Raw genomic sequence first — 24,790 nt, 5'->3', positions numbered from 1 at the left:
ATGTTGATTTGGTCCCGCACCGGACGCACCCTGACCTGCACGTTGACGATCACGCTGTTCGCCCTGTTCTTCTGCCTGCCGCTGGCGGTGATCCTGATGTCCAGCCTCAGTGAGCAGTGGAACGGCGTGCTGCCGAGCGGTTTCACCCTCAACCACTTCCGCCAAGCGTTCAGCGGCGCCTCCTGGGACGCGCTGGTCGCCAGCCTGGCTATCGGTTTCAGCGCCAGCCTGTTCGCGCTGCTGTGCGGTACCTGGGCGGCGCTGGCGCTGCGCCACGTGCCTGAACGCGGCCGACAGCTGCTGGGCACGCTGTTTTTCATTCCCAGCGCGGTGCCTTCGGTCTCTATCGGTTTGGGGATGCTGGTGGCGTTCAGCCAGGGGCCGCTGCAGATGAACGGCACCTTCCTGATCGTGCCCGCCGCTCACTTCGTGCTGATTTCCGCCTTTACCTTCGGCAACGTGATGGCCGGGCTAACCCGGCTACCTGGCGACTACGAGAACGTCGCCGCCAGCCTGGGCGCGTCGCCGCTGTTTCGCCTGCGCCACGTCACCCTGCCGATGATCGCCCCCTATATGATCTCCGCCTTCGCGCTCAGCCTGTCGCTGTCGATGGGGGAGCTGGGCGCGACCATGATGATCTACCCGCCGAGTTGGGCGACGCTGCCGGTCACCATTTTTAGCCTGACCGATCGCGGCAGCATCGCCAACGGCGCGACGCTGACCATGATCCTGGTGGCGGCCACGCTGTTGCTGATGTTAGTACTGGAGCGGATTGCTCAGCGGCTGACGCCGGGCGCAAAATAGCAACAAGGCGCTGCCATGGCGGCGCCTTGTTCTTCGAAGCGAAGGGTCAGAACGGGTAGTCGTGATAGCCCTGCTGTTCGGAAATGCGTCGGGCGGCGACGTGCAGCAACGCCACATACTCCTCCCGCGCCGCTTCGGAAAAGCGCAGCGTCGGGAAAGAGATGCTCAGCCCGGCGATCGCTACCCCGAACCTGTCAAAGACCGGTACCGCGATGCAGCGGATCCCCGCTTCTTGCTCTTCGGCATCTTCGCCGTATCCCTGCGCTCGAACCCGATCCAGCACCGGCAACAGTTCGGCGGCGCTGGCCAACGTATGTTCGGTGCTGCGGGTAAACTCAATCTGCGACAGGATCTGCGCCACCTCATCCCGCTCGCGCCAGGCCAGCAGCACTTTACCGATGGCGGTGCTGTGCAGCGGGTTGCGGCGACCGATGCGCGAATACATACGCAGGTTATACATCGCGTCGATCTTGTGGATGTAGACGATGCCATCTTCGTCCAGAGCGCCGAGGTGGATGGTCTCGCGGGTAAGATTCGACAATTCGCGCATCTGCACGTCGGCGCTGCGGATCAGATCGACGTTCTGCAACGATTTGGCGCCCAGCTCGAACAGCTTGAGCGTCAGCGCATACTTTTCCGTCTCGCCCTCCTGTGAAACGTAGCCCAGCGCTTTCATGGTCTGCAGAAAACGGTAGACAGTGCTTTTAGACATCATCACCCGCTGGGACAGTTCGGTAATGCCAATCTCGCGCTCATCGCCGAGCGCCTGCAAAATGCCGAACACTTTCATCACGGATGAAACGGCATCCGGTTGCTTGTCTGAATCTGCGTTAGCCATGGTGCATACCCTACTTAACGGTTTTGTTTCAGGAAATTTAAACAAGGGTTTCAGTATAATCGGAACAGATCGCAGCGCGCAACGCAGCTGAGCGCTAAGCAATTGAAGCCAAATGGATAACCGTTGGCCCGCTCACCGCCGTTTACAATTAAGCGGACAAGGGGCATGCAATCACGGGCGAATATGATTAGCATGATAATACTCCCCTGAATAAATACCGCTGAGACCAACATGCGTCCTTGTTCCGACGGCCTCCCCGTCCCGCAACGCTATGGGGCGATCCTCGCCATCGCCCTCGGCATTACCGTATCCGTGCTCGACGGCGCGATAGCCAACGTGGCGCTGCCCACCATCGCTCGCGATCTCAACGCCAGCCCGGCCAGTTCCATTTGGGTGGTCAACGCCTATCAGTTGGCGATCACCGTCTCTCTGCTGTCGCTGGCGTCGCTCGGCGATCTGGTCGGCTACCGCCGTATCTACCAGGCCGGGTTGCTGGTGTTCAGCATCACCTCACTGTTCTGCGCCCTGTCCGACTCGCTGCTCACGCTGACCATCGCCCGCGTGCTGCAAGGCTTTGGCGCCGCCGCTATCATGAGCGTCAACACCGCGCTGATCCGCATCATCTATCCGCAGCGTTTTCTCGGCCGCGGCATGGGCATCAACTCGCTGATCGTCGCCTGCTCCTCGGCGGCCGGGCCGACGGTGGCGGCGGCGATCCTGTCGGTCGCATCCTGGCAATGGCTGTTCGCCATCAACCTGCCGATCGGCATCGTCGCGCTGCTGCTGGGGATGAAATTCCTGCCGGCCAACGGCCAAAAAAGCGATAACCGCCGTTTCGATCCCACCAGCGCCGTGCTGAACGCGCTGACCTTCGGCCTGCTGATCACCGCCATCAGCGGCTTCGCCCAGGGCCAGAGCCTGACGCTGATCTTCAGCGAGATCGCCGCGCTGCTGGCGATTGGCGCGGTGTTCGTGCGCCGTCAGTTACGCCAGGAATTCCCTCTGCTGCCCGTCGACCTGCTGCGCATCCCGATCTTCGCCCTGTCGATGGGCACCTCAATCTGTTCGTTCGCCGCGCAAATGCTGGCGATGGTGTCGTTGCCGTTCTTCCTGCAAAGTGCATTGGGCCGCGACGAGGTGGCGACCGGGCTACTGCTGACGCCGTGGCCGCTGGCGATCGTGGTGATGGCGCCGATCGCCGGCCGGCTGGTGGAGCGCGTACACGCCGGCCTGCTGGGCTGCATTGGGCTGGCGGTGTTCGCGCTCGGACTGTTCTCTCTGGCGCTGCTGCCGGCGGCGCCGTCGAATATGGACATCATCTGGCGCATGATACTGTGCGGCGCCGGTTTCGGCCTGTTCCAGTCGCCCAACAACCACACCATCATCTCCGCCGCGCCGCGCAACCGCAGCGGCGGCGCCAGCGGCATGCTGGGCACCGCGCGCCTGCTGGGGCAAACCTCGGGGGCTGCGCTGGTGGCGCTGATGTTCAACCTGTTCCCCACATCCGGCACCCACGCTTCACTGATCCTGGCTGGGGTGTTCGCCACCCTGGCGGCGGCCGTCAGCAGCCTGCGCATCACCCAATCGACGGCGCAAGCGGCGCAGCCGAGCCGCGAGGTGAAATAGCGGGTAAACGAACCGGGCTCCCATCGATTGTAAAACCGACGGGGCCAGCACTGACGGCCGGCCTGAGCCGGACCGCGTCGGATGCAATGCCGTGAGCATTGCAGGCCAGGCGTCAGTCTCCGTGCCTCAAGGGGCTTCGGCCTTGTCGTAAACAGGCTAAATAGGCGTCGTCATCCGGATACCAGCCAACAATGCGTTGGCCGTCGTGATCCATCCCCTCGAAGGCTTTCAGTAGGCCGGGGGTGAACATGCGCTTTATCAGATCTTCGGACTGCGCGCTGTCGATTCGACAGTCACAGCGCGTCTCTCCGTCAACCTGAACGAAGTTCTGCAACGAAGCGAGACATCGCGCGTCGAGGTCGCCATGGACATGGATAAACTCCCCCGTTTCTACCAGGGTGAGCGCGGTCAGGTCTCCCCCCACCACGAACGCGCCGTCGTTTCCTGAGCTGCAATAGGCATGGCGTATGCGGACATCGTCACGCACGACCAGTCCGCCCCAGCAAATCAGCGTATCCGCCTGCAGCCGCCCCAGCACGACAATGCCGCCGTCCTCTCGCTGCGGTGACACCGCCAGGCATCCCTCCACGATCACATCGCCGTCCACGATCAGGTAATCGTAATCGTGGCCGTCGTGCTCGTCGGGGAAAAACGCCGGCAGGCGCAGATCGCCTGAATGCCAGCGAATAGCCGGCGGTTCATCATCGTCATCATGCCGGTTCAACAATTCCGCAACCGCATCGGCGACACCGCCAGCCAATGCGGCCAGGCGCGCCGACACCTCATCACCGTTGAGTAAGGGAAGGTGGTTGATTTTCATAGGGCCTCAGGGACAAATGTCATTGCGCCAAAGCATATAACATGCGCATCCAAAGCCAAACAGGCGGTCGTGACCGAGCCCGATGCGGCTTGCCCTCTCACCGGATGGACTGGCACCGTGCCGGCCCAGACCGAGAAGCCGAAAGACGCTGTTTGCAGGTGGGCTTCAGGGACTTCGGACGCTGCTGCACCGCGTTAACGCCTGTAAATTCTGGTAAAGCGCTTTACCCCATTCATCGCCGAATTTCATTGCTGAATCCGCCGCCGCTGAAAAAGCGGTTCAGGCATGCCATAAAAAAACCCCGGCAAGCCGGGGTTTTTCCTTTCATTCAGCCGATTACTTCAGGTACTGGCCGGAACGCAGCGCTTCGATACGCTTGTCGAGCGGCGGGTGCGACATGAACAGCTCGCTGAACGACTTGGATTTGCCGTTGATGCAGAACGCCATCATGCTGCCCGCTTCCTGCGGTTCGTAGCTGGTTTTCAGGCGCTGCAAGGCGGCGATCATCTTCTCGCGGCCTACCAGTTTGGCAGAGCCTGCGTCGGCATAGAACTCGCGGTGACGCGAGAACCACATGGTGATGATGCTCGCCAGGATGCCGAACACCAGTTCCAGCACCATCGACACGGCGAAGTAAATCATCGGGTTGCCGTTGCCTTCCCCTTCGCCATCACCGTCGCGGTTGCCGAGGAAACCGGCGGCGACCTGCGCGATCAGGCGTGAAATGAAGATGACAAAGGTGTTCACGATGCCCTGAATCAGGGTCATGGTCACCATATCGCCGTTGGCGACGTGGCTGATTTCGTGCGCGATGACCGCTTCCGCTTCGTCGCGGCTCATGCTCTGCAGCAGGCCGGTGCTGACGGCGACCAGCGAGGCGTCGCGGCGTGCGCCGGTAGCGAAGGCGTTGATGTCCGGCGCGTGGTAGATAGCGACCTGCGGCATGGCGATGCCCGCCTGCTGCGACTGACGGCGTACCGTTTCCAGCAGCCAGTTTTCTGTTTCGTTACGCGGTTGTTCAATCACTTCCCCGCCGACGGAGCGCAGCGCCATCCATTTGGACATCAGCAACGACACGAAAGCGCCGCCGAAGCCGAACAGACCAGCCATGATCATCAGGCCCTGAACGCTACTGGATTGGATTCCTGTCAGGCTGAGCACCAGCCCGAAAACCAACATCACCGCCAGGTTGGTGAGCAGGAACAGAGCTATACGCATCATAAATTGTTTACTTCCTCATAAATGTTAACAAAACGCTGTCTAAGATACCCTAGATCGTATGGGCATTCGTCACAGTTTCAAGAGTCGCGCGTCATTAACCTACTAAAAATACGAAACTTTACAAAAACGGCACGCGACCGGGATTTGGCAAATTGTAAACGATTGTTGCGTAAGGCGTAGGGTTTTTTACCCTAAATTTGTCAGGCGATGCATCAGCCCACCTCCCTTCACCCTGCTGGGAAGCCGGCTTTCGCGTCGCCATAAAAAAACGCACCCGAGGGTGCGTTTTTCATCCTGCCGTACGCGGCCTTATTTGGCCGGCGTTGGCTGCTGAGCGGGCTGATCTTTTTCCAGATGAGCCAGGTCCAGCGCGATATGCACGGATTCATCCAGGTACGGATCCGGCTCCTGGTAATCCTTCGGCAGATCGTCGAGCGATTTCAGCGGCTTCTTGCCCGCACGTTCCAGACGCTCGTTGATGCGTTTCAGACGGGTCGCGTCGTCATCGTGGTTCTCTTTCTCGCGCACCGCCAGATTGAGGGACACGATGTTGCGTTTATCCTTCAGCGCCTTGTAATGCGCGATATCCTGCGCGATGTACTGGAACTCTGGATTTTGCGCAATGCGCTGCTGGTGATCTTTCAGCAGCTCCGGCTCGAACGGCGTCATATCGCCTGTCTTGCTGTAGGTCGCCGCATTGATGCTGTCCCACGGCATAGCGTTGTCTTCAAACGCTTCGCCGGTTTCCGCCGGATCGACGCCGGTCGGCATCAGAATGTCCGGCGTCACGCCCTTGCGCTGGGTACTGCCGCCATTGACGCGGTAGAACTTCTGAATGGTGTACTGCACCGAGCCAAGCGCTGGCCACTCAGGGCGCAGCATCTGGTCGTAGATGCGGTTCAGAGAACGGTACTGCTGCACGGTGCCTTTACCGAAGGTCGGTTCGCCGACAATCAGCGCGCGGCCGTAATCCTGCATTGCCGCCGCGAAGATCTCGGAGGCGGAGGCGCTGAAGCGATCGACCAGTACCACCAGCGGGCCTTTGTAGTAGGTCACGCCGTCGGTGTCGGCGTCTTCACGCACTTTGCCGTTGTTGTCGCGCACCTGCACCACCGGGCCGCTCGGAATGAACAGGCCGGACAGCGACACCGCTTCAGTCAGCGCGCCGCCGCCGTTGGTACGCAGATCGATGATCACGCTCTTGACGTTCTGCTTGGCCATCTTCTGCAGCTGCACTTTCACATCATCGGTCAGACCGACGTAGAAGCCAGGGATGTCGAACACCGCCACCTTCTCTTTGCCAACGGTCTTGATGGTCATTTTCACCGCGCGGTCTTCCAGGCGAATACGCTCGCGGGTCAAGGTGACCACGCGGGTTTTGGTGCCCTTGCCGGCCGGCAGGACTTCCAGGCGCACCTTGCTGCCCTTCGGCCCTTTGATCAACGACACCACGTCGTCCAGACGCCAACCGATCACGTCCACCATCGGTTTGCCGGCCTGGCCGACGCCGACGATGCGATCGCCTACGGTGATCGCCTTGCTCTTCGCCGCCGGTCCACCCGGCACCATCGAGTTGATCAGGGTGTAGTCGTCATCCATCTGCAGCACCGCGCCGATGCCTTCCAGCGACAGGCTCATCTCGGTGTTGAACTGCTCGGTGTTGCGCGGAGACAGATAGTTGGTGTGCGGGTCGATTTCATGCGCAAAGGCATTCATCGCCAGCTGGAAGACGTCTTCGCTGTTGCTTTGCGTCAGGCGCTTGATGGCGAACTGATAACGCTTGGTCAGCGTGTCGCGGATTTCTTTGTCGGTCTTGCCGGTCAGCTTGAGGTTCAGCTCGTCATACGTGACTTTCGCATCCCACAGGCTATCCAGCTCGGCCTTGTCTTTCGGCCACGGCGCTTTGCTGCGGTCGAGATCGATAGTGCCGTTGCCGGTGAAGTTCATCGGCTTGTCCAGCAACGACAACGCATAGGTGTAACGCTCAAAGCGGCGTTTCTGCGCCAGATTGAACAGCGCGTAGAAGGTGTCCAGCTTGCCGGTTTTCAGCTCTTCGCCAACCTGATTGCGTTTGCCGGCGAACTGCGCCACGTCGGAGGCCAGCAGCACGTTATGGTTGTAGTCCAGCATGTTCAGGTAGCGATCGAAGATCTTGCCTGAAAACTCCGCATCGAGGGCGAACTGGCGGTAATGAGAGCGAGTGAAGCGCGAGGTGACGCGCTCACTCACCGTAGCGTGCTGGGGTTCCTGTTGCAGTTGGGGCAGTTGGCCGATGCGGATGTTGGCTGTTTCCGCGCCGTAACTGACACCCGCCCACAGCAGCCCTGCAATCGCTGTTAATCTGACGAATTTGTTCATGCCTGGGTTGGCCTCCGTATCAGAACTGCAAGTGTTCTGCGCGCACAATCATCGCCAGACCGGAAGAGAGCTGCACACGTACGCCATCTTTAGCGATTTCGAGTACGGTAGCATCCATCGCGCTCTTGCCTGCTCTGACTTTGATTTCCTGGCCAATTTGCAGTTTAGAGATATCCGTGACTGGCGCATAACGCGGCTGGCTTTCCTCTTTGGCTGCACGAGGTTGGCGAGCGGGCTGTGGGCGAGTTTGTGGGCGCGGCTTGCGGTTTTCCGGCGCGGCTCCGCCTTCGCGACGTGCAGCGGGTTTTTTACCGGCTGGACGCGGACGGCGCGGAGCGGCATCGGCGGATTCGCCGGCGGCTTCACGTTTTTTGGCGTTTTGTTCGGCACGCTGTGCCTGAACGCGCGCTTTGGCTTCTTCAAGCTGCTGGCGAGCATGATCGACATGCTGCTGCTCAAGTTCACCGCACGGATTGCCGTCCAGATCGACGCGCTGTGCGCCAACCTTGACACCGTACAGATAACGCCAGCTTGAGGTATATAGGCGCAGGGCAGAACGCAATTGCGTTTTGCTGAGATTTTCTTCCCCCTGCACGCGCTCTACCAAATCCTGAAAAATACCGATTTTCAGCGGACGAGCTTCGCCTTCGGCGCTAAAGCAGAGCGGAAAACGCTCGGCAAGAAAAGCAATGACTTCTTTACTAGAGTTCAACTTAGGTTGATTTTCCATGAAATTTCCTGATTACAACGGTATTGCCAACAAGCCACAGGCATGAACAGGCGTCATTATAATGACGCCATCGGTAATTGCCACGTTAACCGTCGATCAACTTGCCGCTACAGTCACATATTTCGCACTGTCACACTGTTCCAGTTGCTCACAAAGCCCCGCCACCACTGCTTTCAGGCCCACTTCATCCTGTTCGTCGAAGCGTTGATAAACCGTGCTGTCGATATCCAAAACGCCGATCGCTCGGCCGCCAACCGCCAGCGGCAGCACGATTTCCGCGTTGCTGGCCGCATCGCAGGCGATATGGCCCGGAAACGCATGCACGTCACCGACGCGCTGCACGCGATTTTCCGCCACCGCCGTGCCGCACACGCCCTTGCCCACCGGAATGCGCACGCAGGCAATCTTGCCCTGGAACGGCCCCAGCACCAGTTGGTCGCCCTCCATCAGATAGAAACCGACCCAGTTCACGTCATCCAGACGCTCGTTGAGCAACGCGCTGGCGTTGGACAGCGCCGCGATAAAGTTGGTTTCCCCGCCGAGCAACGCGCTCAGGTCACGTTTTAATTCCGCGTAGAATTGTTCTTTTGTCATGTGTTAACCATTGAAACAGTGAAGATGGCCAGAAGCCCAAAGCTTAGGCCCTATAAAATAAGCATTAAATGCGTATAGCCACAAGGTTAATCATCTGTTGCTTCACAAAACCCCGTCGCTCGGGGTATGTTTGCCGCTCAGAATCCCGGTTTACCTCGTTTTACCGTCCGGCGCCCGATCGCCGGTGACGCGGCCGGTTTATTTTTCAGCTACGCTGACACTTCCGGCGGGCTCAAGGGCAGCTACTTGTCAAAAATGAAAATACACGCGATCACCGCTCCCCTTTCCAAAGCGCGTCACCAGCGCTGCTGCGAGTGCGACCTGCTGTTCGTGCTGCCGCCGCTCAGCGGCAATCAGGCCGCCTATTGCCCGCGTTGCAACGCCAAGGTGGTGAACGGCCGCGACTGGTCGATGACGCGTCTGACCGCCATGGCGATCGCCATGCTGCTGCTAATGCCGTTCGCCTTCACCGAACCGCTGATCAGCATTCGTCTGCTCGGCACGCGCATCGACGCCAGTTTGCTGGAGGGCATCTGGCAGATGAGCCGCCAGGGCGATCCGCTCACCGCCAGCATGGTGGCGTTTTGCACCCTCGGCGCCCCGCTGACGCTGGTGCTGTCGCTGCTGTACCTGCGCGTCGGCCATGCGCTCGGCATGAACCTGCGCCCGGTGCTGCTGATGCTGGAGCGGCTCAAAGAGTGGGTAATGCTGGACATTTATCTGATCGGCATGGCGGTGGCGGCGATCAAAGTGCAGGATTACGCCGACATCCAGCCCGGCAGCGCGCTGATCGCTTACCTGTCGCTCACGGTGCTGAGCATCCTGACGCTGATCCACGTCAACCTGGAGCAGCTGTGGGAGCGCTACTATCCGCAGGAACAGCCGGAAGGCCCGCCGACGGCGCTGCACATCTGTCTGTCCTGCCACTATACCGGCTATCCCGACGCGCGCGGCCGCTGCCCGCGTTGCCATGTGCCGATGTGCCATCGCCAGCCCTACAGCCTGCAGAAAACCTGGGCGGCGCTGATCGCCGCGATGATCCTGCTGATACCGGCCAACCTGCTGCCGATTTCCATCATTTACGCCAACGGCACACGGCTGGAAGACACCATTTTCTCCGGCGTGGTCTCATTGGCCACCTCCGGCAACGTGCCGATCGCCGCTATCGTGTTCATCGCCAGCGTGCTGGTGCCCTTCACCAAGGTGATCGTGCTGATCATGCTGTTGCTGAGCATCCACTTCAAAACCTCGCACAGCCTGAAGACGCGCATTCGTCTGCTGCGCCTGGTCACCTGGATCGGCCGTTGGTCGATGCTCGATCTGTTCGTTATCGCCTTGATGATGTCGCTGGTAAATCGCGATCAACTGTTATCTTTTACTATGGGACCGGCCGCGTTTTACTTTGGCTCGGCGGTCATTTTGACTATTCTTGCCGTTGAATGGCTCGATAGCCGATTGATTTGGGATGCACATGCAACAGGAAACGCCGACTACACCGACTGAAGCGCGGGTCAAGAACAAACGCCGCATTTCACCGTTCTGGTTACTGCCGTTCATCGCCCTGCTGATCGCCGGGTGGCTGGTCTATAACAATTTCCAGGAGCGCGGCACCACCGTCACCATCGATTTTCAATCAGCGGCAGGCATCGTCGCCGGCCGCACGCCGGTGCGCTACCAGGGCGTTGAGGTCGGCACGGTGCAAAAAATCAGCCTGAGCAAAGATTTACGCAGCATCGTGGTGGAAGCCAGCATCAAAAGCGATCTGGAAGACTCGCTGCGCGAAGGCACCCAGTTCTGGCTAGTGACGCCCAAGGCCTCGCTGGCCGGGGTATCCGGGCTCGATGCGCTGGTCGGCGGTAACTATATCGGCATGATGCCCGGCAGCGGCAAGGAGCAAACCCACTTCACCGCGCTCGATACCCAGCCGAAGTACCGCCTGAACACCGGCGAACTGATGATTCACCTGCATGCCGACGACCTGGGTTCGCTCAACAGCGGCTCGCTGGTCTATTACCGTAAAATCCCGGTCGGCAAGGTGTATGACTACACCATCAGCGAAGGCAACAAGGGCGTGACCATCGACGTGCTGATCGACCGCCGCTTCGCCAACCTGGTGAAGAGCAACAGCCGCTTCTGGAATGTCTCCGGCTTCAAGGGCGATTTCAGCCTGTCCGGCGCCACGGTGCAAATGGAGAGCCTGGCGGCGCTGGTCAACGGCGCCATCGCCTTCGATTCGCCGGCCGATGGCCAGCAGGCCAAGGGCGATCAAAGCTATACCCTGTATCCGGATCTGGCCCACAGCCAGCGCGGCGTCAATATTTTGCTGGATCTGCCGAGCGGCAACAGCCTGAGTGAAAACCGCACGCCGCTGATGTACCAGGGACTGCAGGTCGGCACCCTGACCAAGCTGACGTTGCAACAGGACAGCAAAGTCATCGGTGAACTGACCATCGATCCTTCGGTGGTCGATCTGATGCGCAGCGGCACCCGCATCGTGATGCGCAGCCCGCGCATCAGCCTCAACGACGCCAAGCTCAGCCAACTGCTGACCGGCACCACGCTGGAACTGGTGCCGGGTGAAGGCGAACCGCAGCAGCGCTTCAACGTGCTGGACAGCAGCGAAACGCTGTTGCAACAGCCGGGTGTGCTGACCGTCACGCTGAATGCGCCGCAAAGCTACGGCATTGACGTCGGGCAGCCGCTGGTGGTGCACGGCGTGAAAGTCGGCCAAATCCTGAGCCGCACCTTGACCGCCGGCGGCGTGGTGTTCACCGCCGCCATCGACGCGCAGTACCGCGGCCTGCTGCATAAAGACAGCAAATTCGTGGTCAACAGCCGTCTCGACGTTAAGCTCGGGATAGACGGCATGGAAGTGCTCGGCGCCAGCGCCCAGGAATGGGTGGACGGCGGCGTGCGCATTATCCCCGGCAGCAAAGGGGAACCAGGCGGCCAGTACCCGCTGTACGCCAACAGCGAAAAAGCCGAGGAAGGCATCGTCGGCAACGCCCCTTCTACCACCCTGACCCTCAGCGCCACCAGCCTGCCGGACGTGCAGGCCGGCTCGGTGGTGCTGTACCGCAAATTCCAGGTGGGCGAGATCGTCAACGTCCGGCCGAAGGCCAACGAGTTTGAGGTGGACGTCTACATCAGCCCGGAATACCGCAAGTTGCTGACTCGCGAAAGCATCTTCTGGGCCGAAGGCGGCGCCAAAGTGCAGCTCAATGGCAGCGGCCTGACGGTGCAGGCCTCCCCGCTCAACCGCGCGCTGAAAGGCGCCATCAGCTTCGACAACCTGCAGGGCGTGACGCTGAACAAAGGCGCCAACCGCGTGCTCTACGCCAGCGAAACTGCCGCTCGCGCGGTGGGCAGCCAAATCACGCTGAAAACCTACGACGCCAGCAAGCTGTCGGCGGGCATGCCGCTGCGTTACCTCGGCATCGACGTCGGCCAGGTGGAGTCGCTGCAGCTGGCGCCGGAGCGCAACGAAGTGTTGGCTAAAGCGGTGCTGTATCCGGAATACGTGCAGACCTTCGCGCGCCTCGGCAGCCGCTTCTCGATCGTGTCGCCGGAGATCTCCGCCGCCGGCGTCAGCAACCTCGATACCCTGCTCCAGCCTTATATCAACGTGGAGCCGGGGCGCGGCCGCGAGCTGCGCACTTTCGAACTGCAGCAGGCCAGCATCACCGACTCGCGCTATCTCGACGGCCTGAGCGTCGTGCTCGACGCCGCCGAAACCGGCTCGCTGCAGATCGGCACGCCGGTGCTGTTCCGCGGCGTAGAGGTCGGCACCATCACCGGTTTCTACCTCGGCGCCATGTCAGACCGGGTGCACGTCGCGCTGCGCATCAGCAAGAAGTATCAACATCTGGTGCGCAACAACAGCGTGTTCTGGTTGGCGTCGGGTTACAACCTGCAGTTCGGCCTGACCGGCGGCGTGATCAAGAGCGGCACCTTCCAGCAGTTCATTCGCGGCGGTATCGCCTTCGCCACCCCGCCGACTATTCCGCTGGCGCCGAAAGCGACGCCGAACAAGCACTTCCTGCTGAATCCGGAAGAGCCGAAGGACTGGAAAACCTGGGGCACCGCCATTCCGCGCGATTAACTTTCGCGTTTTCCTCAGGGCCCGGCAATGCCGGGCCCTGTTTTTTTCCGCTTTGTGATAAACTCTCGCCCTTGTCTTTATTGCACCCTGAGAGTTCGCCCCGTGGCCAAATCCACCGCCGTTTTTCTGCCCCCCGCTTTCCTCGACGCCACCCGCGCCATCATGCCCGCCGAGCTGGCGATGGACGATTTTATCGCCGCTTGCCAGCGCCCCCTGCGCCGCAGTCTGCGCGTCAACACGCTGAAAATCAGCGTCGCCGACTTCCTGGCGCTGGTGCAGGATTACGACTGGCGATTGGAGCCCATTCCCTGGTGCGCGGAAGGGTTCTGGATCGAGCGCGACGATGAAGAGCTGCGATTAGGCAGCGCCGCCGAACACCTGAGCGGTCTGTTCTATATTCAGGAGGCCAGCTCGATGTTGCCGGTCAGCGCGCTGTTCTCGGGCGACGCGGCGCCTACTCGAGTGCTGGACGTGGCGGCGGCGCCGGGCTCCAAAACCACCCAGATCGCCGCGTTGATGGGCAACCAGGGCGGCATCGTCGCCAACGAATACTCCGCCAGCCGGGTGAAAGTGCTGCACGCCAATATCAGCCGCTGCGGCGTGAAGAACACCGCGCTGACCCACTTCGATGGCCGGGTGTTCGGCGCTGCATTGCCGGAGAGTTTCGACGCCATTCTGCTCGACGCCCCCTGTTCCGGCGAAGGTGTGGTGCGCAAGGATCCGGACGCCATGAGCAACTGGTCGCCGGACAGCGTCGCCGAGATCGCCGCCACCCAGCGCGAGCTGATCGACAGCGCGTTTCATGCGCTGGCACCGGGCGGCGTGATGGTTTATTCCACCTGCACGCTCAATACGCAGGAAAATCAGCAGGTGGTGCGCTGGCTGCTGGATACCTATGGCGACGCAGTCAGCGTCGAGCCGCTGGGTGAGCTATTCCCCGGCGCCGACAAGGCGTTGACCGCCGAAGGCTTACTGCACGTCTTCCCGCAGATTTACGACAGCGAAGGGTTTTTCGTCGCCCGCCTGCGTAAAAAACACGCCGTGGCGCCGTTGGCGAAGCCGACCTATAAAGTCGGTAAATTCCCGTTCAGCCCGCTATCCGGCAAAGAGGCGGCGCTGGTCGCCCAAGCCGCCGCCGCATCCGGCTTAACCTGGGGCGATGACAGCCGACTGTGGGAGCGCGACAAGGAAATCTGGCTCTTCCCGGCCGAGCTGGAGCCGCTGTTTGGCAAAGTGCGCTTCTCGCGTATCGGCCTCAAGCTGGCGGAGCGCTTCCCGAAAGGTTTCCGTTGGCAGCACGAAGCGGCGATCGCCCTCGCGGGTGCCGGCGGCAAACAGCATTTCGAGCTGGACGCCGCGCTGGCCCAGGAGTGGTATCACGGCCGCGATCTCTACCCTGAGCAGCCGCCGGCGGGCGACGAGTGCATCGTCACCTATCAGGGGCAACCGCTGGGCATCGCCAAACGCATCGGCAGCCGCATAAAGAATAACCTGCCGCGCGAACTGGTGCGCGACGGCGTGCTGGATTTCCACCTGTAAACGATACCGCGCCGGGGAATGAAATTCCCCGGCAATAAAATAACGCTAATAATATTCCCATCGCCGTTCGTTATTATTCTAATCATTTCACTTTATCGGTATACCTCGCCTACAAGCCCCGTCAACCGGGGGAATGAGAATAAAAAGTTTCTCGTTTTCATCAAGACAATTCCCGATTCTTATTCTATTAATTAAAGTGCAGCTAAATGAATACGTTCAACTCACCTCTGGGTGGCGTCTTTGCGGGCTTTCTCTCATACGGCAAGGAATATAAGATGAAAAAAACTCTGATGGCATTGACCTCGGTAGCAACCCTGCTGTGCGCCAACGGCGCGGCTAACGCAGCAGGCACCATTCAAGGCACGTTAGGCGTGACGCTGACCATCGGCGCCGGTTGCGTCGTGGGGGGCGGCAGCAGCAGCGGTTCCGTCAACGACTTCGGCTCCATCAGCTTCGGTACTTACTCTTCACTGGCCAACATCATCGACGCCAGCGCCACCGGCGCAGGGGGGGCCGGTACGCTGTCATTGACCTGCACTACCGGCACAGACTACACGGTGGCGCTGGACAACGGGCTCCATGTCACTTCAGGCACCCAACGCCGCATGGCCAGCACGGCAGGTGCCTTCATCAGCTATAACCTGTACCAGGATGCCGCACGCACCACCGCCTGGGGCAGCGGCGCCAACGCGCGGACCGGCACCGGCACCGGCGCCGCCGTTCCGCTGATCGTGTATGGCCGCGTCCCGGCGGCCGGTTCTACCCCGGCGGCAGACACCTATAACGACACCGTCACGATGACGGTCACCTGGTAACGGTGCGGCGCGCGCTTTGCTGCTGCGGATTATGGGCGTGCAGCCTGTTGGCGCAGGCCGACAGTAAAACCGCGACCCTCGGCGTCAGCGCGACCTTGCTCAGCGCCTGTGAGGCCGGCAGCAGCTCAGGCGGCAATGTCAGCTTCGGCACGCTGAATTTCGGCACGCTGTATTTTCTCAGCACCGCAACCAGCGTCGCCGGGCAACAAAACGCCGGCGCCATTCGGGTGAAATGCACCAACGGCACCAGCTACAGCGTTCTGCTTGGCGGCGGGCAAAGCGGCAATACCGCTGCCCGCTACCTGCAAAGCGCGGCCGGCCAACGGGTGAATTACAACCTGTATACCAACGCCGCCCACAGCACCATTTGGGATAATCTGACGGGCGTGTCACAAACCGCCAACGGTTCGGACAACTGGCTGCCGGTCTATGGCATGATTCCGGCGCAATCCACACCTCCGACAGGCAGCTACACCGATACGGTACAGGTCACGATCAATTGGTAATGACGATGCGCGCTTCAATTTGCGGTTTGCTGTTCTGCCTGCCGCTTTCCCCGGCCCAAAGCGATACCGGCGTCAACGACTTGACCAAAAGCCAGCCGTTCACCGTCAATGCAACCGTGGTTAAAGGCTGCGTATTGGGCAGCGGCGTCAGTGACGTGACCACCTTCGGCACCCTGAACTTCGGCCAGTTGTCCTCACTGAGCAACGCAGTCAGCGTCGTATCCAGCAGCGGCGCCGGTTCGGTGCTGTTTCGCTGCAACCCGGGGCTGAGCGTCACGCTGGCCCTCGGCGTCGGCAATCACGTGACCGGATCCATCGCCGGCGGCAGAAAATTACAAAACACCGTCACGTCGGAAACGCTGCTGTATCAACTTTATCAAGACAGCAACTACGCCACCCTTTGGGGCGATGGCGCTAACGGCGGCGCGGCGCAGACCGTCGCCGCCACCGGTAGTACGCAAGAAATCAAGGTTTACGCCCGTCTGTTTTCGACCAGTACCCTGCCCACCAGTGGCGTTTACAGCGATACGGTCTTGTTGACGGTCACTTATTAAGTTTTTTTGCAATAAGGATTGAGTTATGCGCATACCCTTCCGTCTGCCGTTAACGGCAGCCTTGCTCCTGGCAAGCCAACAGCACGCCCTGGCCGCGGCTTCCATTCTCATTTGGCCGATCGATCCAGTGATTGAAGATCAACAACAGGCCACCGCGCTGTGGCTTGAAAATCGCGACAGCAAACCGGTCTATATGCAAATTCGCGTGTTGGGTTGGAAGCAAACCGCCGGCAAAGACGATTACAGCAACCAAAGCGACGTGATCGCCAGTCCGCCGGTGGCGTCGATCGCGCCAGGCAAACGCCAGCTGATACGCCTGATCAAACAGTCGGCGCCGGCGGCGGGACAGGAGCGCGCCTATCGCATTTTGGTCGATGAAGTGCCGGTGAAAGAACAATCATCGGATGCCGCCCCCGGCGGTGCAGAGATGGGGCTGAAATTCCAGATGCGCTACTCGGTGCCGCTGTTCGTCAGCGGCAAGGGGATTTGGACCAAACAGGACAGCGAAAAACCGCGCGATTACGCGACCGCCAGCCAACCCAAGCTCAGCTATCGTTTACAGCAGCAAAGCAGCGAACGCTGGCTGGAGGTGCGAAATCAAGGCGCAGTGCATGCCCGAATCTCGAAAGTGACGCTGCAAGGGCGCAGCCTAAATCCCGGCCTGATGGGATACGTGCTGCCCGGTTCACAGATGCGCTTCGCTTTGCCGCCCGCCGGCGGTTTCAGCAGCGGCAAGCTGATGGCCACGGTCAATGACAACAAACAGCCCGTAGCCATTCCGTCTTATTGAGGCCCAGGTGCAGCCGACAGGGAGGCTATCGACGCGGCGTTTCAACCTCAAGCCGCTGGCGTTTGCCATGCTGAGCATGGCGGCCGGCGGCTGGCTGCCGTTCGCGTTCGGCGACGATCTGCCCCCGCCGCCCAGCGCCATCAGCATGCCGGACACCACGCTGTATCTGGAGCCGGTCGTCAACGGGCGCCAAACCGGCAACGTCGTGCCAGTCAACTACCGCGGCGGCCATTACTACATGACGCCCCAGCAACTGCTCGACGCCGGGCTGCCGGTAGCGGATAAACAGGCGAAAGACATCGCCGTCGATCGGCTGGAGAAGGTGGATGTCAGCTACAGCGGCGAGAGCCAGCAGTTGCTGATCAACGTGCCCAACGACTGGTTGCCGCAGCAAACCATCGGCGCCCATTCACCGCTGCAACGCTTGCCGGCGCAAAGCAGCCTGGGCTTGCTGTTTAACTACGACATCTATGCCAGCCAAAGCAACGGCAATGGCCGACCAGGCTACCTGTCGGCGTGGAGCGAACAGCGGCTGTTCGACGGTTTCGGCGTCATCGCCAACACCGGCATCTACCGCAGCGGGTTTAACGGCGGGCCAAACGACGATGGCGGCCGCTATATTCGATACGACAGCTACTGGCGCTTCAACGATGACCAGCGGATGCTGAGTGTGATCGCCGGTGACTTAACCACCGGCTCGCTCCCCTGGAGCAGCGCCGTGCGCATCGGCGGCTTGCAATTGGCGCGCAATTTCGCGGTACGCCCGGATCTTATCACCTATCCGCTACCGCAGTTTTCCGGCCAGGCGGCATTGCCCAGCAGCGTCGATTTATACATCAACAGCTATAAAAACAGCACCACCAACATCAATCCCGGGCCGTTTACCCTCAACAGCGTGCCCTACATTAACGGCGCGGGTCAGGCCACGGTCGTCACCACCGACGCCCTCGGCCGTCAGGTCAGCACCACGGTGCCGTTCTACGTGGCCAGCAACCTGCTGCAGACCGGCATGAGCGATTTCAGCATTTCCACCGGTTTGCTGCGGCGCAACTACGGGTTGAATTCTGCCGATTACGGGCAATGGGTAGGCAGCGCCAGTTTACGTTACGGCGTCACTGATTGGTTAACCCTGGAAGGACGCGCCGAAGGCGCAGCCGAATTGGCGGTCGGCGGCGGCGGCGCCGACATTCGCGTCGGACAATGGGGGGTTTTCAACGCGTCCTACAGCGTCAGCCAGGCCGGCGACGAAGCGTTTAACGGTGGCCGGCCGATACAATCCCCCACGTATTATGACCCGCTGACCGGCAGGCCGTTGCAACAGCCGGATCCCCAGCCCGTCTATCGCTACACCGGCAACCACGGCGATCAGAGCAGTTTTGGCTACACCTACAGCAACTCACGCTTCAGCCTCAACGCGCAACGTATCCTGCGCAGCGCCGATTTTGGCGACATTTCCGTGTATAAAAGCGACTACCGCCTGAGCCGCCGCACCGATCAATTGACCGGCAGCGTCAGCCTGGGCCGGCTCGGCAGCCTCGGCGCCGGTTATTTTGACGTACGCGACGCCATCGCCCAACGAACTCGCCTGATGAACCTGTCCTACAGTGTGTCGCTTTGGCGCAACAGCAGCCTGTACGCCTCGCTGAACCGGGAAATCGGCAGCAGCGGTTACAGTGCCCAACTGCAGCTCTCCATTCCGTTCGACAGTTGGGGTACCGCCATCTTCAGCGCCGCGCGCGACAACAACAACCGCTGGAGCGAACGCGTCAGCTACAGCCGCGCCGCGCCGACTGATGGCGGTTTCGGTTGGAATCTGGCCTACGCCAATAACCCGAGCGGCGGCGATTACCGCCAGGCGGATCTGACCTGGCGCACCCGCAGGCTCGAAGCCCGAGCGGGCGTATACGGTACCCGTGATGAAACCAACCACTGGGGAGAAATCAGCGGTTCGCTGGTGGCGATGAACGGCGGCGTGTACGCCACCAACACCATCAACGATGCCTTTGCGCTGGTGTCCACGCAAGGATACGCCGACATTCCGGTGAGCTATGAGAACCAGCCGATCGGCAAGACCGATGCCCAGGGCTATTTACTGGTGCCGACCGTCACCTCTTACTACCATGCGAAATTCCAGATTGATCCGCTCAGCCTGCCCGCCGACGTCGCGCTGCCGACGGTGGAAAAAACCGTCGCCATTCGCGATCACAGCGGTTTTCTGGTCGAGTTTCCCATCCAACCCATCTCCGCCGCCGACGTCGAACTGGTTGACGAGCAAGGCAAACCGCTGGCCAACGGCAGCCAGGTGGCGGTGGTTGGCGGCCATCAGCAAAGCTATGTCGGTTGGGATGGCATGACCTATATCGACCCGGTGCAACAACACAATCGCCTGAGCGTGATCCCGGCCGACGGCGGCCCGCCGTGCCAAGCGGAATTCAGTCTGGCGAAGCCTCAGGGCATCCAGCGCGTCGGCCCGGTTGTCTGCCGCTAATTCAACGACGGAGAGTCACTATGTTTCGGGGATTGAAAGCCTTATTGTTAACCCTTTCGCTGCTGCTCTGTCAGCGCGCATTCGCCGACTGCGCCACCACCAACGGCACCGTCACCTTACCGGGGAGCAGCTCTTTCGTGGTCTACAATGGGCAGATCAACGCCCAGGGCACCGCCGGCCTCAACTGCACCGGCCTCGGCCTCAATTTGCTCACGCAAAACACCGTCACGGTCAAGATCGCCTCCACCACCAACAATATGGCGGTTGCCAACACCGACGGTTCCGGCGATAAAATCGCTTACCTGATCTACCCCGACGCCAACTACCAATATCCTTACAGCATCGGCCAAACCATCGACTACAGCTCGCTGAACCTGCTGTCGCTGATCCTGATTTCCTCCAACGTCAACTTTCCGCTGTATATCAAAACCACCGCCGGCGCCAACGTGCGCGCAGGCACCTATACCGACAGCATCAACCTGATCTGGAATTACCATATTTGCGGCCTGGGCGTGCTCGGCCTGTGCGTTTGGTGGGACGGCGTCGACAAACCCAGCACGGTCAGCGTCAGCGTCACCATCACCAAAGACTGCCTGATCGGCACCGCGCCCAACGTCAACTTCGGCAGCATGGCGTTGGTCGGGCAGTTCAATCCTGTCAATCAGAGCATCACCCTGACCTGCACCAAAACCGAGGGATACAACACCTATTTCACCAACGGCAATAACCCGGTTTCCGGTTGGCGACGCATGAAAAGCGGTACCAGTAATTTCATGCAGTACCAGATTTACTTGCCTAATACGACGACCGTTTGGGATAGCACCAACAAACAGAGCGGCGCTGGCACCGGCCTGGCGCAAAGCATCCCGTATAAGGCGGCGGTCAATGCGGCGCAGACGGAAGTGGCGGTCGGCAGCTATCAGGACACGCTCAGTTTTGTGGTGGAGTACTAGGCGTTGTGTTTTGCCGGCGTGGAAATTGTTTCCAAAATGTAATTTTTATGTGGCATTTTTTGCTCATTTGGCTATGCTCTTACCAACGGCCAAACTGGTCTAACCTCCTACCACACCATTGAGCAAGGAGTTCCCATGAGCAAAACCGTCGTAAAAATTGGCAGCTTCGAGGTCGATGACGCGCATCTTCACGCCGGCGCCGACCGCACCGGCACCCTGAGCATTCCCTGCAAGTCCGATCCGGATCTGTGCATGCAGCTGGACGGCTGGGATGAACATACCAGCATCCCGGCCATCCTCGACGGCAAACAGTCGCTGCTGTACAAGCAACACTACGATCGGCAAGCGGACGCCTGGGTGATGCGGCTGGCATGAAAATGCATCAGAACTGCTGACGACGCGCTGTTTTCATCGGAAACAGCGCGTTTTTTTATGCGATGGCGATGCCGCGGCCGGCAAAGAAAGGGGCGAAGCGGCTGAGCGGCAGGTGCACCCGCTCCCGCGTCGCCGGGCTGTCGCCCGAAGGATTGTGGAAGATCACGCTTTGCGCATCGGCGGCGGTGATCAGCACCAGATGCCCGCCCCGCTGCGGCGGCGTACTCTCCGGCCGGCGAATGGAGGGATGCACCGAGGCGATAAAGTAGCGGCATTCATGAAGCAGCGCCGGCACCTCGGCGGCCTCTAGCCCCACCTTCACCTCCGCTTGCAGCGCGAACTGCTCGCGCACATACTCGACGAACGGCGCATAAATCAGCCCCTTTATCCGCTCACCTTCGCGTACATAGGCGCCGTAGGGCAGGCTGCGGCGCGCCAGCTCCAGCAGCGGCGGCGCTTCGCCGTCGCGGTGGCCCAGCACCATTTTCAGGCAGGCCATGCCGCACACGTGGTTGGCCCACTCGACGTACTCTGCCCGATCGCGGGCGCCGCTGCGTGCCCAATTTTCGTCTTGCGCCAGCGTCGCGCGGCCGGCGATCAGATCGGCGGCCAGCTCCGGGCTCGCCCACTGGCACTCGTAGGGAACGGCGCGCATAAGATTAAAATTTGTCGACGACTTTGAAATTCATCAGCACCAGCGTCATGTCCGGCGAGAACAGGTCATACTCTTCGAAGAAGCGCTGCAGCTCTTTGCGCCAGTGCGCCAGCGAGCGATCGCCCTCGCCTTCGGCAAAGGCGTGCGCTTCATCAACCTGATCGTAAGTTTTCATTTCCACCGCGGTCAACTCGACTGCGCAAACCGGCTCACCCTTGCCGTCCACCACCAGGAACAGATCGCCGGCCTGTGGGATCCCTTCGCCGTCCAGGTTAGAACAGGTGGCCGTTTTGGTGCCATTGAGGATCAATTGCACGACTTCATCGGCCTGCTGCTCGGTATCGCCGAACGCCCAGCGCTCAAGGTGCTCGTATTTCTGTGGAATTGCCGTCGCCATGATTATACCTTTAGGAAAAATGCATCAATGCAGACAGGATAGTACAACGTATTGCCGGCCGTCTGCATCCGTCGCAAGCGCGACTGCGCGTTTTGCCAGCGCCACTTTTACGCGTTTTTACCTTTCTTCGCTGTGCCTGCCGCGCTGCCGGGCGCATACTGTGAACATTATTCACCCAATGGCGACTGCCAGGCGGTAACATGCAGCAAAATGACATCGATGCTGACGATACCTTCAGCGATTTACTCAACGGCGTCGCGTTAGTGACGCTTGTCCTCATCACCCTCGCCGGCGGGTGGTATTTCAGCTAAAAGGGGCGCAACGTGGCAACAAAACGCATGGGCAACAAGCTCAGTAAAATGGTCGTGGTGCTGCTGCTGATCTGCCTGGCGTTGCTGCTGTTGCGTTGGGCGGCGATCGCCTTCGGTTAATGCCGCGAGACGACGCCGGCCGAACGCCGGCGCCCTGTTCATCGCCGCCGTGGCGCGGTCGGCTCCAGCAACTCCTGCAAATAGGCCAAACGCGCCTCCCCCTGAAGCAACCAGCGGCGACACAGCCAATGCTGCGTTTCACCCGTGCGGCTCAGGCGGTAGTACTCCGCCAAGGTTTCGACCCAGTTCATGATGTTTTCTCCTGCTTTTCGACACCGTCAGTATTGAGCGTAAAAACCAGAAGAAATACTGATGGATTGTTTTTTATGCTTCCTGTTTTAGGCGGCGGGTAGCGAAGCCGCAGTTCAGCTGTTACATTGGGCAAAAATCAACCCACCGAGGTGTAGACCATGACGTTCTCGGAACAGGAGATTAAACCCGTATGGGATGAGGTCGCACGCCTGATCGGCGACGGCGTGATGCAGCTGCGCCATCGCGGTGAAGCGCTGTCGGTGGAAACGCTGGAAAAACATCTGGCGCGGCAGTTGGCGGACAGCAACGATATCGAACGGCGCATCCTACTCGGCGCCGCCATCAACATGCTGAAAGGCGGAAAATGAATCGCCAACCGAAAAGGTTGGCGATTCGACAGAAGCCCGAGGTATGCAAGCCCGGCCTTCTGCGCGCTACTATGTCACGCTAATATGACGTAATTAATAGGAATTGTCGGGTTTTTGCCCAAAACGCCCTATTTTTGTTGCCTGCATTACGCCAACACGAAATCGCCGGCATCCAGCGGCTGCCCCACCACTTTCACCAGGAAGTCGTTGCCGTCAAAGGCGCCGCCCAGGTTGATCGCCACATCGCTGACGTGATTTTGCTCATCGTAGCTCAGCTTCGCCTCGCCCGCCTTGCCGCTGAACTGATCGACGAAGCGGATGCCGTCGGCGCTGCCGGTGTTGAACAACGTCAGATCGATCTTGTCCTCGCCGCGCACGAAGTCGCGGATCCAATCCGGCGCCGCCGCCGTCGACTCATCCGCCGCAAAGTAGACGAAGGTGTCCTTGCCGGCACCGCCCCACAGCTGATCCGCCCCTTTGCCGCCGTACAGCACGTCATCGCCCGCGCCGCCCTTGAGCACGTTATCGGCGGCGTTCCCGACCAGCACATCGTTACCCGACCCGCCGATGGCATTTTCAATCGTCACGCCTGCGGCGATAGACACATTGCCTTTCAGGCCACCGACGTCCGAGAACGCCTTTTCATTCAGGTTGATGCGCTGATTTTGACCGAAGCCGGAGAAGTCGAAGGTGTCGTTGCCGCCGGCATCCCAGGCGGTGAAAATTATCTTGTCCTGCGCGCCGGTGGCGGTGAGGAAGTCGCGGTCGGTGTTGGAATTGAAACCGTAAACCGTGTCGCCGGTGCGGGTGTTCATGTTGGCGCCGTAGAAATGCTGGATCGCCGTAATGTCATTGAGCAACGGCCCGGAAGAGTACGCGCCTTTAAAGTCCTGCCCGGTGTTACTTTCGCTGAAATAGCTCATCAGGCTGTGCGCGCGGCTGTCCTCAAAGTAGGTCGCGTCTTTAGCGTAGGTGATGCTGACGCCCGGCGCGGCGTTATAGTCGCCCGGATGCTGCAACCCCAGCGCATGGCCGATTTCATGGGTGAAGGTCTGGCGACCGTACTCGTTCTCATGGATCTGGTTGTTGACGAAGGTATGGTTCTTGGCGTTATACCAGGTTTGCCCGGCGACCGAAGGCGAGGTGTCCGGGTTATACGCAAAGGCATAGGAGCCGCGCGAGCTGTAGTCGAACAGGCCGAATTTGATGTTGGCAGCGGCAGTGTTGCTGGTTTCGGTGAAGGTGATGTTAGCCACGTCTGACCATGACTGCAGCGACAGTTTAGCCTGCTCGCGCTGTTCGGCGTTAAAGCTGCTGAAGCCGCTGATGCCCATGCTCGACATGTTGCCCGGCGCCTTTTCCCAGAAGCTGTAGGTCAGAGAGACCGGCGTGTCGGTCACGCCCTTATCGTGCCAACTGCGATCGCCGCGCACCAGCTCCAGGCCGGCGTTTTCGAACGTTTTCGACGGATGAAGCACGGTAATGGTGTCGTCTTCATCGGGTTTATAAGCGCCCAACAGGGCTAATACGCCTTCGGCCTTAACGGAAGCATTGCTTGATGACATAACCTTATCTCCATATTCGTCAATTCAATCGGGGGGATGCCCCAACTGGCGGATTGCCTGAACGGCAGC

At 60.2% G+C, this 24,790-nt stretch carries 24 protein-coding genes; 14 read left to right on the top strand and 10 right to left on the bottom strand.

Features of this window, described 5'->3' with window-relative positions:
* Entirely contained in the window at positions 1–804 is an 804-nt protein-coding gene (locus tag ACSJLU_RS10515; protein WP_025302592.1) for an ABC transporter permease, read from the top strand.
* Between the two features lie 46 nt (positions 805–850).
* Here ACSJLU_RS10515 and kdgR read toward each other — a convergent pair whose 3' ends face one another.
* On the bottom strand, positions 851–1,642 hold the full coding sequence (kdgR, locus tag ACSJLU_RS10510; RefSeq protein ID WP_025302591.1) for a DNA-binding transcriptional regulator KdgR: 792 nt from the start codon (positions 1,640–1,642) through the stop codon (positions 851–853).
* A 231-nt stretch (positions 1,643–1,873) separates the two neighbouring features.
* On the opposite strand from kdgR, the gene ACSJLU_RS10505 reads away from it, so the two are divergent.
* Positions 1,874–3,268 carry an MFS transporter gene (locus tag ACSJLU_RS10505; protein ID WP_025302590.1) on the top strand — a complete coding sequence of 465 codons (1,395 nt, stop codon included), beginning with the start codon at positions 1,874–1,876 and terminating at the stop codon, positions 3,266–3,268.
* A gap of 112 nt (positions 3,269–3,380) precedes the next feature.
* Here ACSJLU_RS10505 and ACSJLU_RS10500 read toward each other — a convergent pair whose 3' ends face one another.
* The 5 genes from ACSJLU_RS10500 to ACSJLU_RS10480 form a co-directional block, all read right to left on the bottom strand.
* Entirely contained in the window at positions 3,381–4,088 is a 708-nt protein-coding gene (locus ACSJLU_RS10500; protein ID WP_043143349.1) for a hypothetical protein, read from the bottom strand.
* A 336-nt stretch (positions 4,089–4,424) separates the two neighbouring features.
* Positions 4,425–5,309, bottom strand: coding sequence for a protease HtpX (htpX, locus tag ACSJLU_RS10495; protein WP_016927998.1), 885 nt, complete (start codon positions 5,307–5,309; stop codon positions 4,425–4,427).
* 309 nt (positions 5,310–5,618) lie between these two features.
* A complete protein-coding gene (gene prc, locus ACSJLU_RS10490; RefSeq protein ID WP_016927999.1) occupies positions 5,619–7,667 on the bottom strand; it encodes a carboxy terminal-processing peptidase in 2,049 nt (682 codons plus the stop codon).
* 19 nt (positions 7,668–7,686) lie between these two features.
* Positions 7,687–8,397 carry an RNA chaperone ProQ gene (gene proQ / locus ACSJLU_RS10485; RefSeq protein WP_004931497.1) on the bottom strand — a complete coding sequence of 237 codons (711 nt, stop codon included), beginning with the start codon at positions 8,395–8,397 and terminating at the stop codon, positions 7,687–7,689.
* A 96-nt stretch (positions 8,398–8,493) separates the two neighbouring features.
* The gene (locus ACSJLU_RS10480) at positions 8,494–8,991 is read right to left on the bottom strand and encodes a GAF domain-containing protein (RefSeq protein WP_025302587.1); all 498 of its coding nucleotides are present in this window, start codon (positions 8,989–8,991) and stop codon (positions 8,494–8,496) included.
* A gap of 255 nt (positions 8,992–9,246) precedes the next feature.
* Here ACSJLU_RS10480 and yebS point away from each other — a divergent pair, with 255 nt between their 5' ends.
* From yebS to ACSJLU_RS10430, 10 genes are all read left to right on the top strand, one after another.
* Positions 9,247–10,494 (top strand): membrane integrity lipid transport subunit YebS, encoded by a 1,248-nt coding sequence (gene yebS / locus ACSJLU_RS10475; protein WP_025302586.1) that lies wholly within the window; start codon positions 9,247–9,249, stop codon positions 10,492–10,494.
* Positions 10,463–13,093, top strand: a complete 2,631-nt coding sequence (locus tag ACSJLU_RS10470; protein WP_025302585.1) for a PqiB family protein — start codon at positions 10,463–10,465, stop codon at positions 13,091–13,093. Before yebS ends, ACSJLU_RS10470 begins: the two co-directional genes overlap by 32 nt.
* A gap of 102 nt (positions 13,094–13,195) precedes the next feature.
* Positions 13,196–14,632, top strand: coding sequence for a 16S rRNA (cytosine(1407)-C(5))-methyltransferase RsmF (gene rsmF / locus ACSJLU_RS10465; protein WP_380827390.1), 1,437 nt, complete (start codon positions 13,196–13,198; stop codon positions 14,630–14,632).
* Positions 14,633–14,907: 275 nt separating this feature from the next.
* Positions 14,908–15,447 (top strand): Csu type fimbrial protein, encoded by a 540-nt coding sequence (locus ACSJLU_RS10460; protein ID WP_016928005.1) that lies wholly within the window; start codon positions 14,908–14,910, stop codon positions 15,445–15,447.
* 2 nt (positions 15,448–15,449) lie between these two features.
* Positions 15,450–15,953 carry a Csu type fimbrial protein gene (locus ACSJLU_RS10455; RefSeq protein WP_025302583.1) on the top strand — a complete coding sequence of 168 codons (504 nt, stop codon included), beginning with the start codon at positions 15,450–15,452 and terminating at the stop codon, positions 15,951–15,953.
* A gap of 5 nt (positions 15,954–15,958) precedes the next feature.
* Positions 15,959–16,507 (top strand): Csu type fimbrial protein, encoded by a 549-nt coding sequence (locus ACSJLU_RS10450; protein ID WP_162838013.1) that lies wholly within the window; start codon positions 15,959–15,961, stop codon positions 16,505–16,507.
* 25 nt (positions 16,508–16,532) lie between these two features.
* Positions 16,533–17,297, top strand: coding sequence for a fimbrial biogenesis chaperone (locus ACSJLU_RS10445; RefSeq protein WP_025302581.1), 765 nt, complete (start codon positions 16,533–16,535; stop codon positions 17,295–17,297).
* Positions 17,298–17,364: 67 nt separating this feature from the next.
* A complete protein-coding gene (locus tag ACSJLU_RS10440; RefSeq protein WP_439041088.1) occupies positions 17,365–19,785 on the top strand; it encodes a fimbria/pilus outer membrane usher protein in 2,421 nt (806 codons plus the stop codon).
* Positions 19,786–19,805: 20 nt separating this feature from the next.
* On the top strand, positions 19,806–20,738 hold the full coding sequence (locus ACSJLU_RS10435; protein WP_025302579.1) for a Csu type fimbrial protein: 933 nt from the start codon (positions 19,806–19,808) through the stop codon (positions 20,736–20,738).
* 135 nt (positions 20,739–20,873) lie between these two features.
* Positions 20,874–21,113, top strand: coding sequence for a DUF1480 family protein (locus ACSJLU_RS10430; RefSeq protein ID WP_025302578.1), 240 nt, complete (start codon positions 20,874–20,876; stop codon positions 21,111–21,113).
* Positions 21,114–21,168: 55 nt separating this feature from the next.
* On the opposite strand, the gene ACSJLU_RS10425 is transcribed toward ACSJLU_RS10430, so the two are convergent.
* Positions 21,169–21,768, bottom strand: a complete 600-nt coding sequence (locus tag ACSJLU_RS10425) for a C39 family peptidase (protein WP_025302577.1) — start codon at positions 21,766–21,768, stop codon at positions 21,169–21,171.
* A gap of 4 nt (positions 21,769–21,772) precedes the next feature.
* The gene (locus ACSJLU_RS10420; RefSeq protein WP_004931522.1) at positions 21,773–22,165 is read right to left on the bottom strand and encodes an ASCH domain-containing protein; all 393 of its coding nucleotides are present in this window, start codon (positions 22,163–22,165) and stop codon (positions 21,773–21,775) included.
* 338 nt (positions 22,166–22,503) lie between these two features.
* Here ACSJLU_RS10420 and yniD point away from each other — a divergent pair, with 338 nt between their 5' ends.
* On the top strand, positions 22,504–22,596 hold the full coding sequence (gene yniD, locus ACSJLU_RS10415) for a small membrane protein YniD (protein WP_016928013.1): 93 nt from the start codon (positions 22,504–22,506) through the stop codon (positions 22,594–22,596).
* A gap of 38 nt (positions 22,597–22,634) precedes the next feature.
* Here yniD and ACSJLU_RS10410 read toward each other — a convergent pair whose 3' ends face one another.
* Positions 22,635–22,787, bottom strand: a complete 153-nt coding sequence (locus ACSJLU_RS10410) for a hypothetical protein (RefSeq protein ID WP_162837925.1) — start codon at positions 22,785–22,787, stop codon at positions 22,635–22,637.
* 159 nt (positions 22,788–22,946) lie between these two features.
* On the opposite strand from ACSJLU_RS10410, the gene ACSJLU_RS10405 reads away from it, so the two are divergent.
* Positions 22,947–23,156, top strand: coding sequence for a hypothetical protein (locus ACSJLU_RS10405; protein ID WP_004931526.1), 210 nt, complete (start codon positions 22,947–22,949; stop codon positions 23,154–23,156).
* A 146-nt stretch (positions 23,157–23,302) separates the two neighbouring features.
* Here ACSJLU_RS10405 and ACSJLU_RS10400 read toward each other — a convergent pair whose 3' ends face one another.
* Positions 23,303–24,721, bottom strand: a complete 1,419-nt coding sequence (locus ACSJLU_RS10400; protein WP_025302576.1) for a serralysin family metalloprotease — start codon at positions 24,719–24,721, stop codon at positions 23,303–23,305.
* Positions 24,722–24,790: the final 69 nt, after the last annotated feature.

The organism is Serratia bockelmannii, assembly GCF_051803255.1.
Taxonomy (GTDB): domain Bacteria; phylum Pseudomonadota; class Gammaproteobacteria; order Enterobacterales; family Enterobacteriaceae; genus Serratia; species Serratia bockelmannii.
The sequence above is the reverse complement of the archived record's forward strand: the minus strand, read 5'-3'. Positions and strand labels throughout refer to the sequence as shown.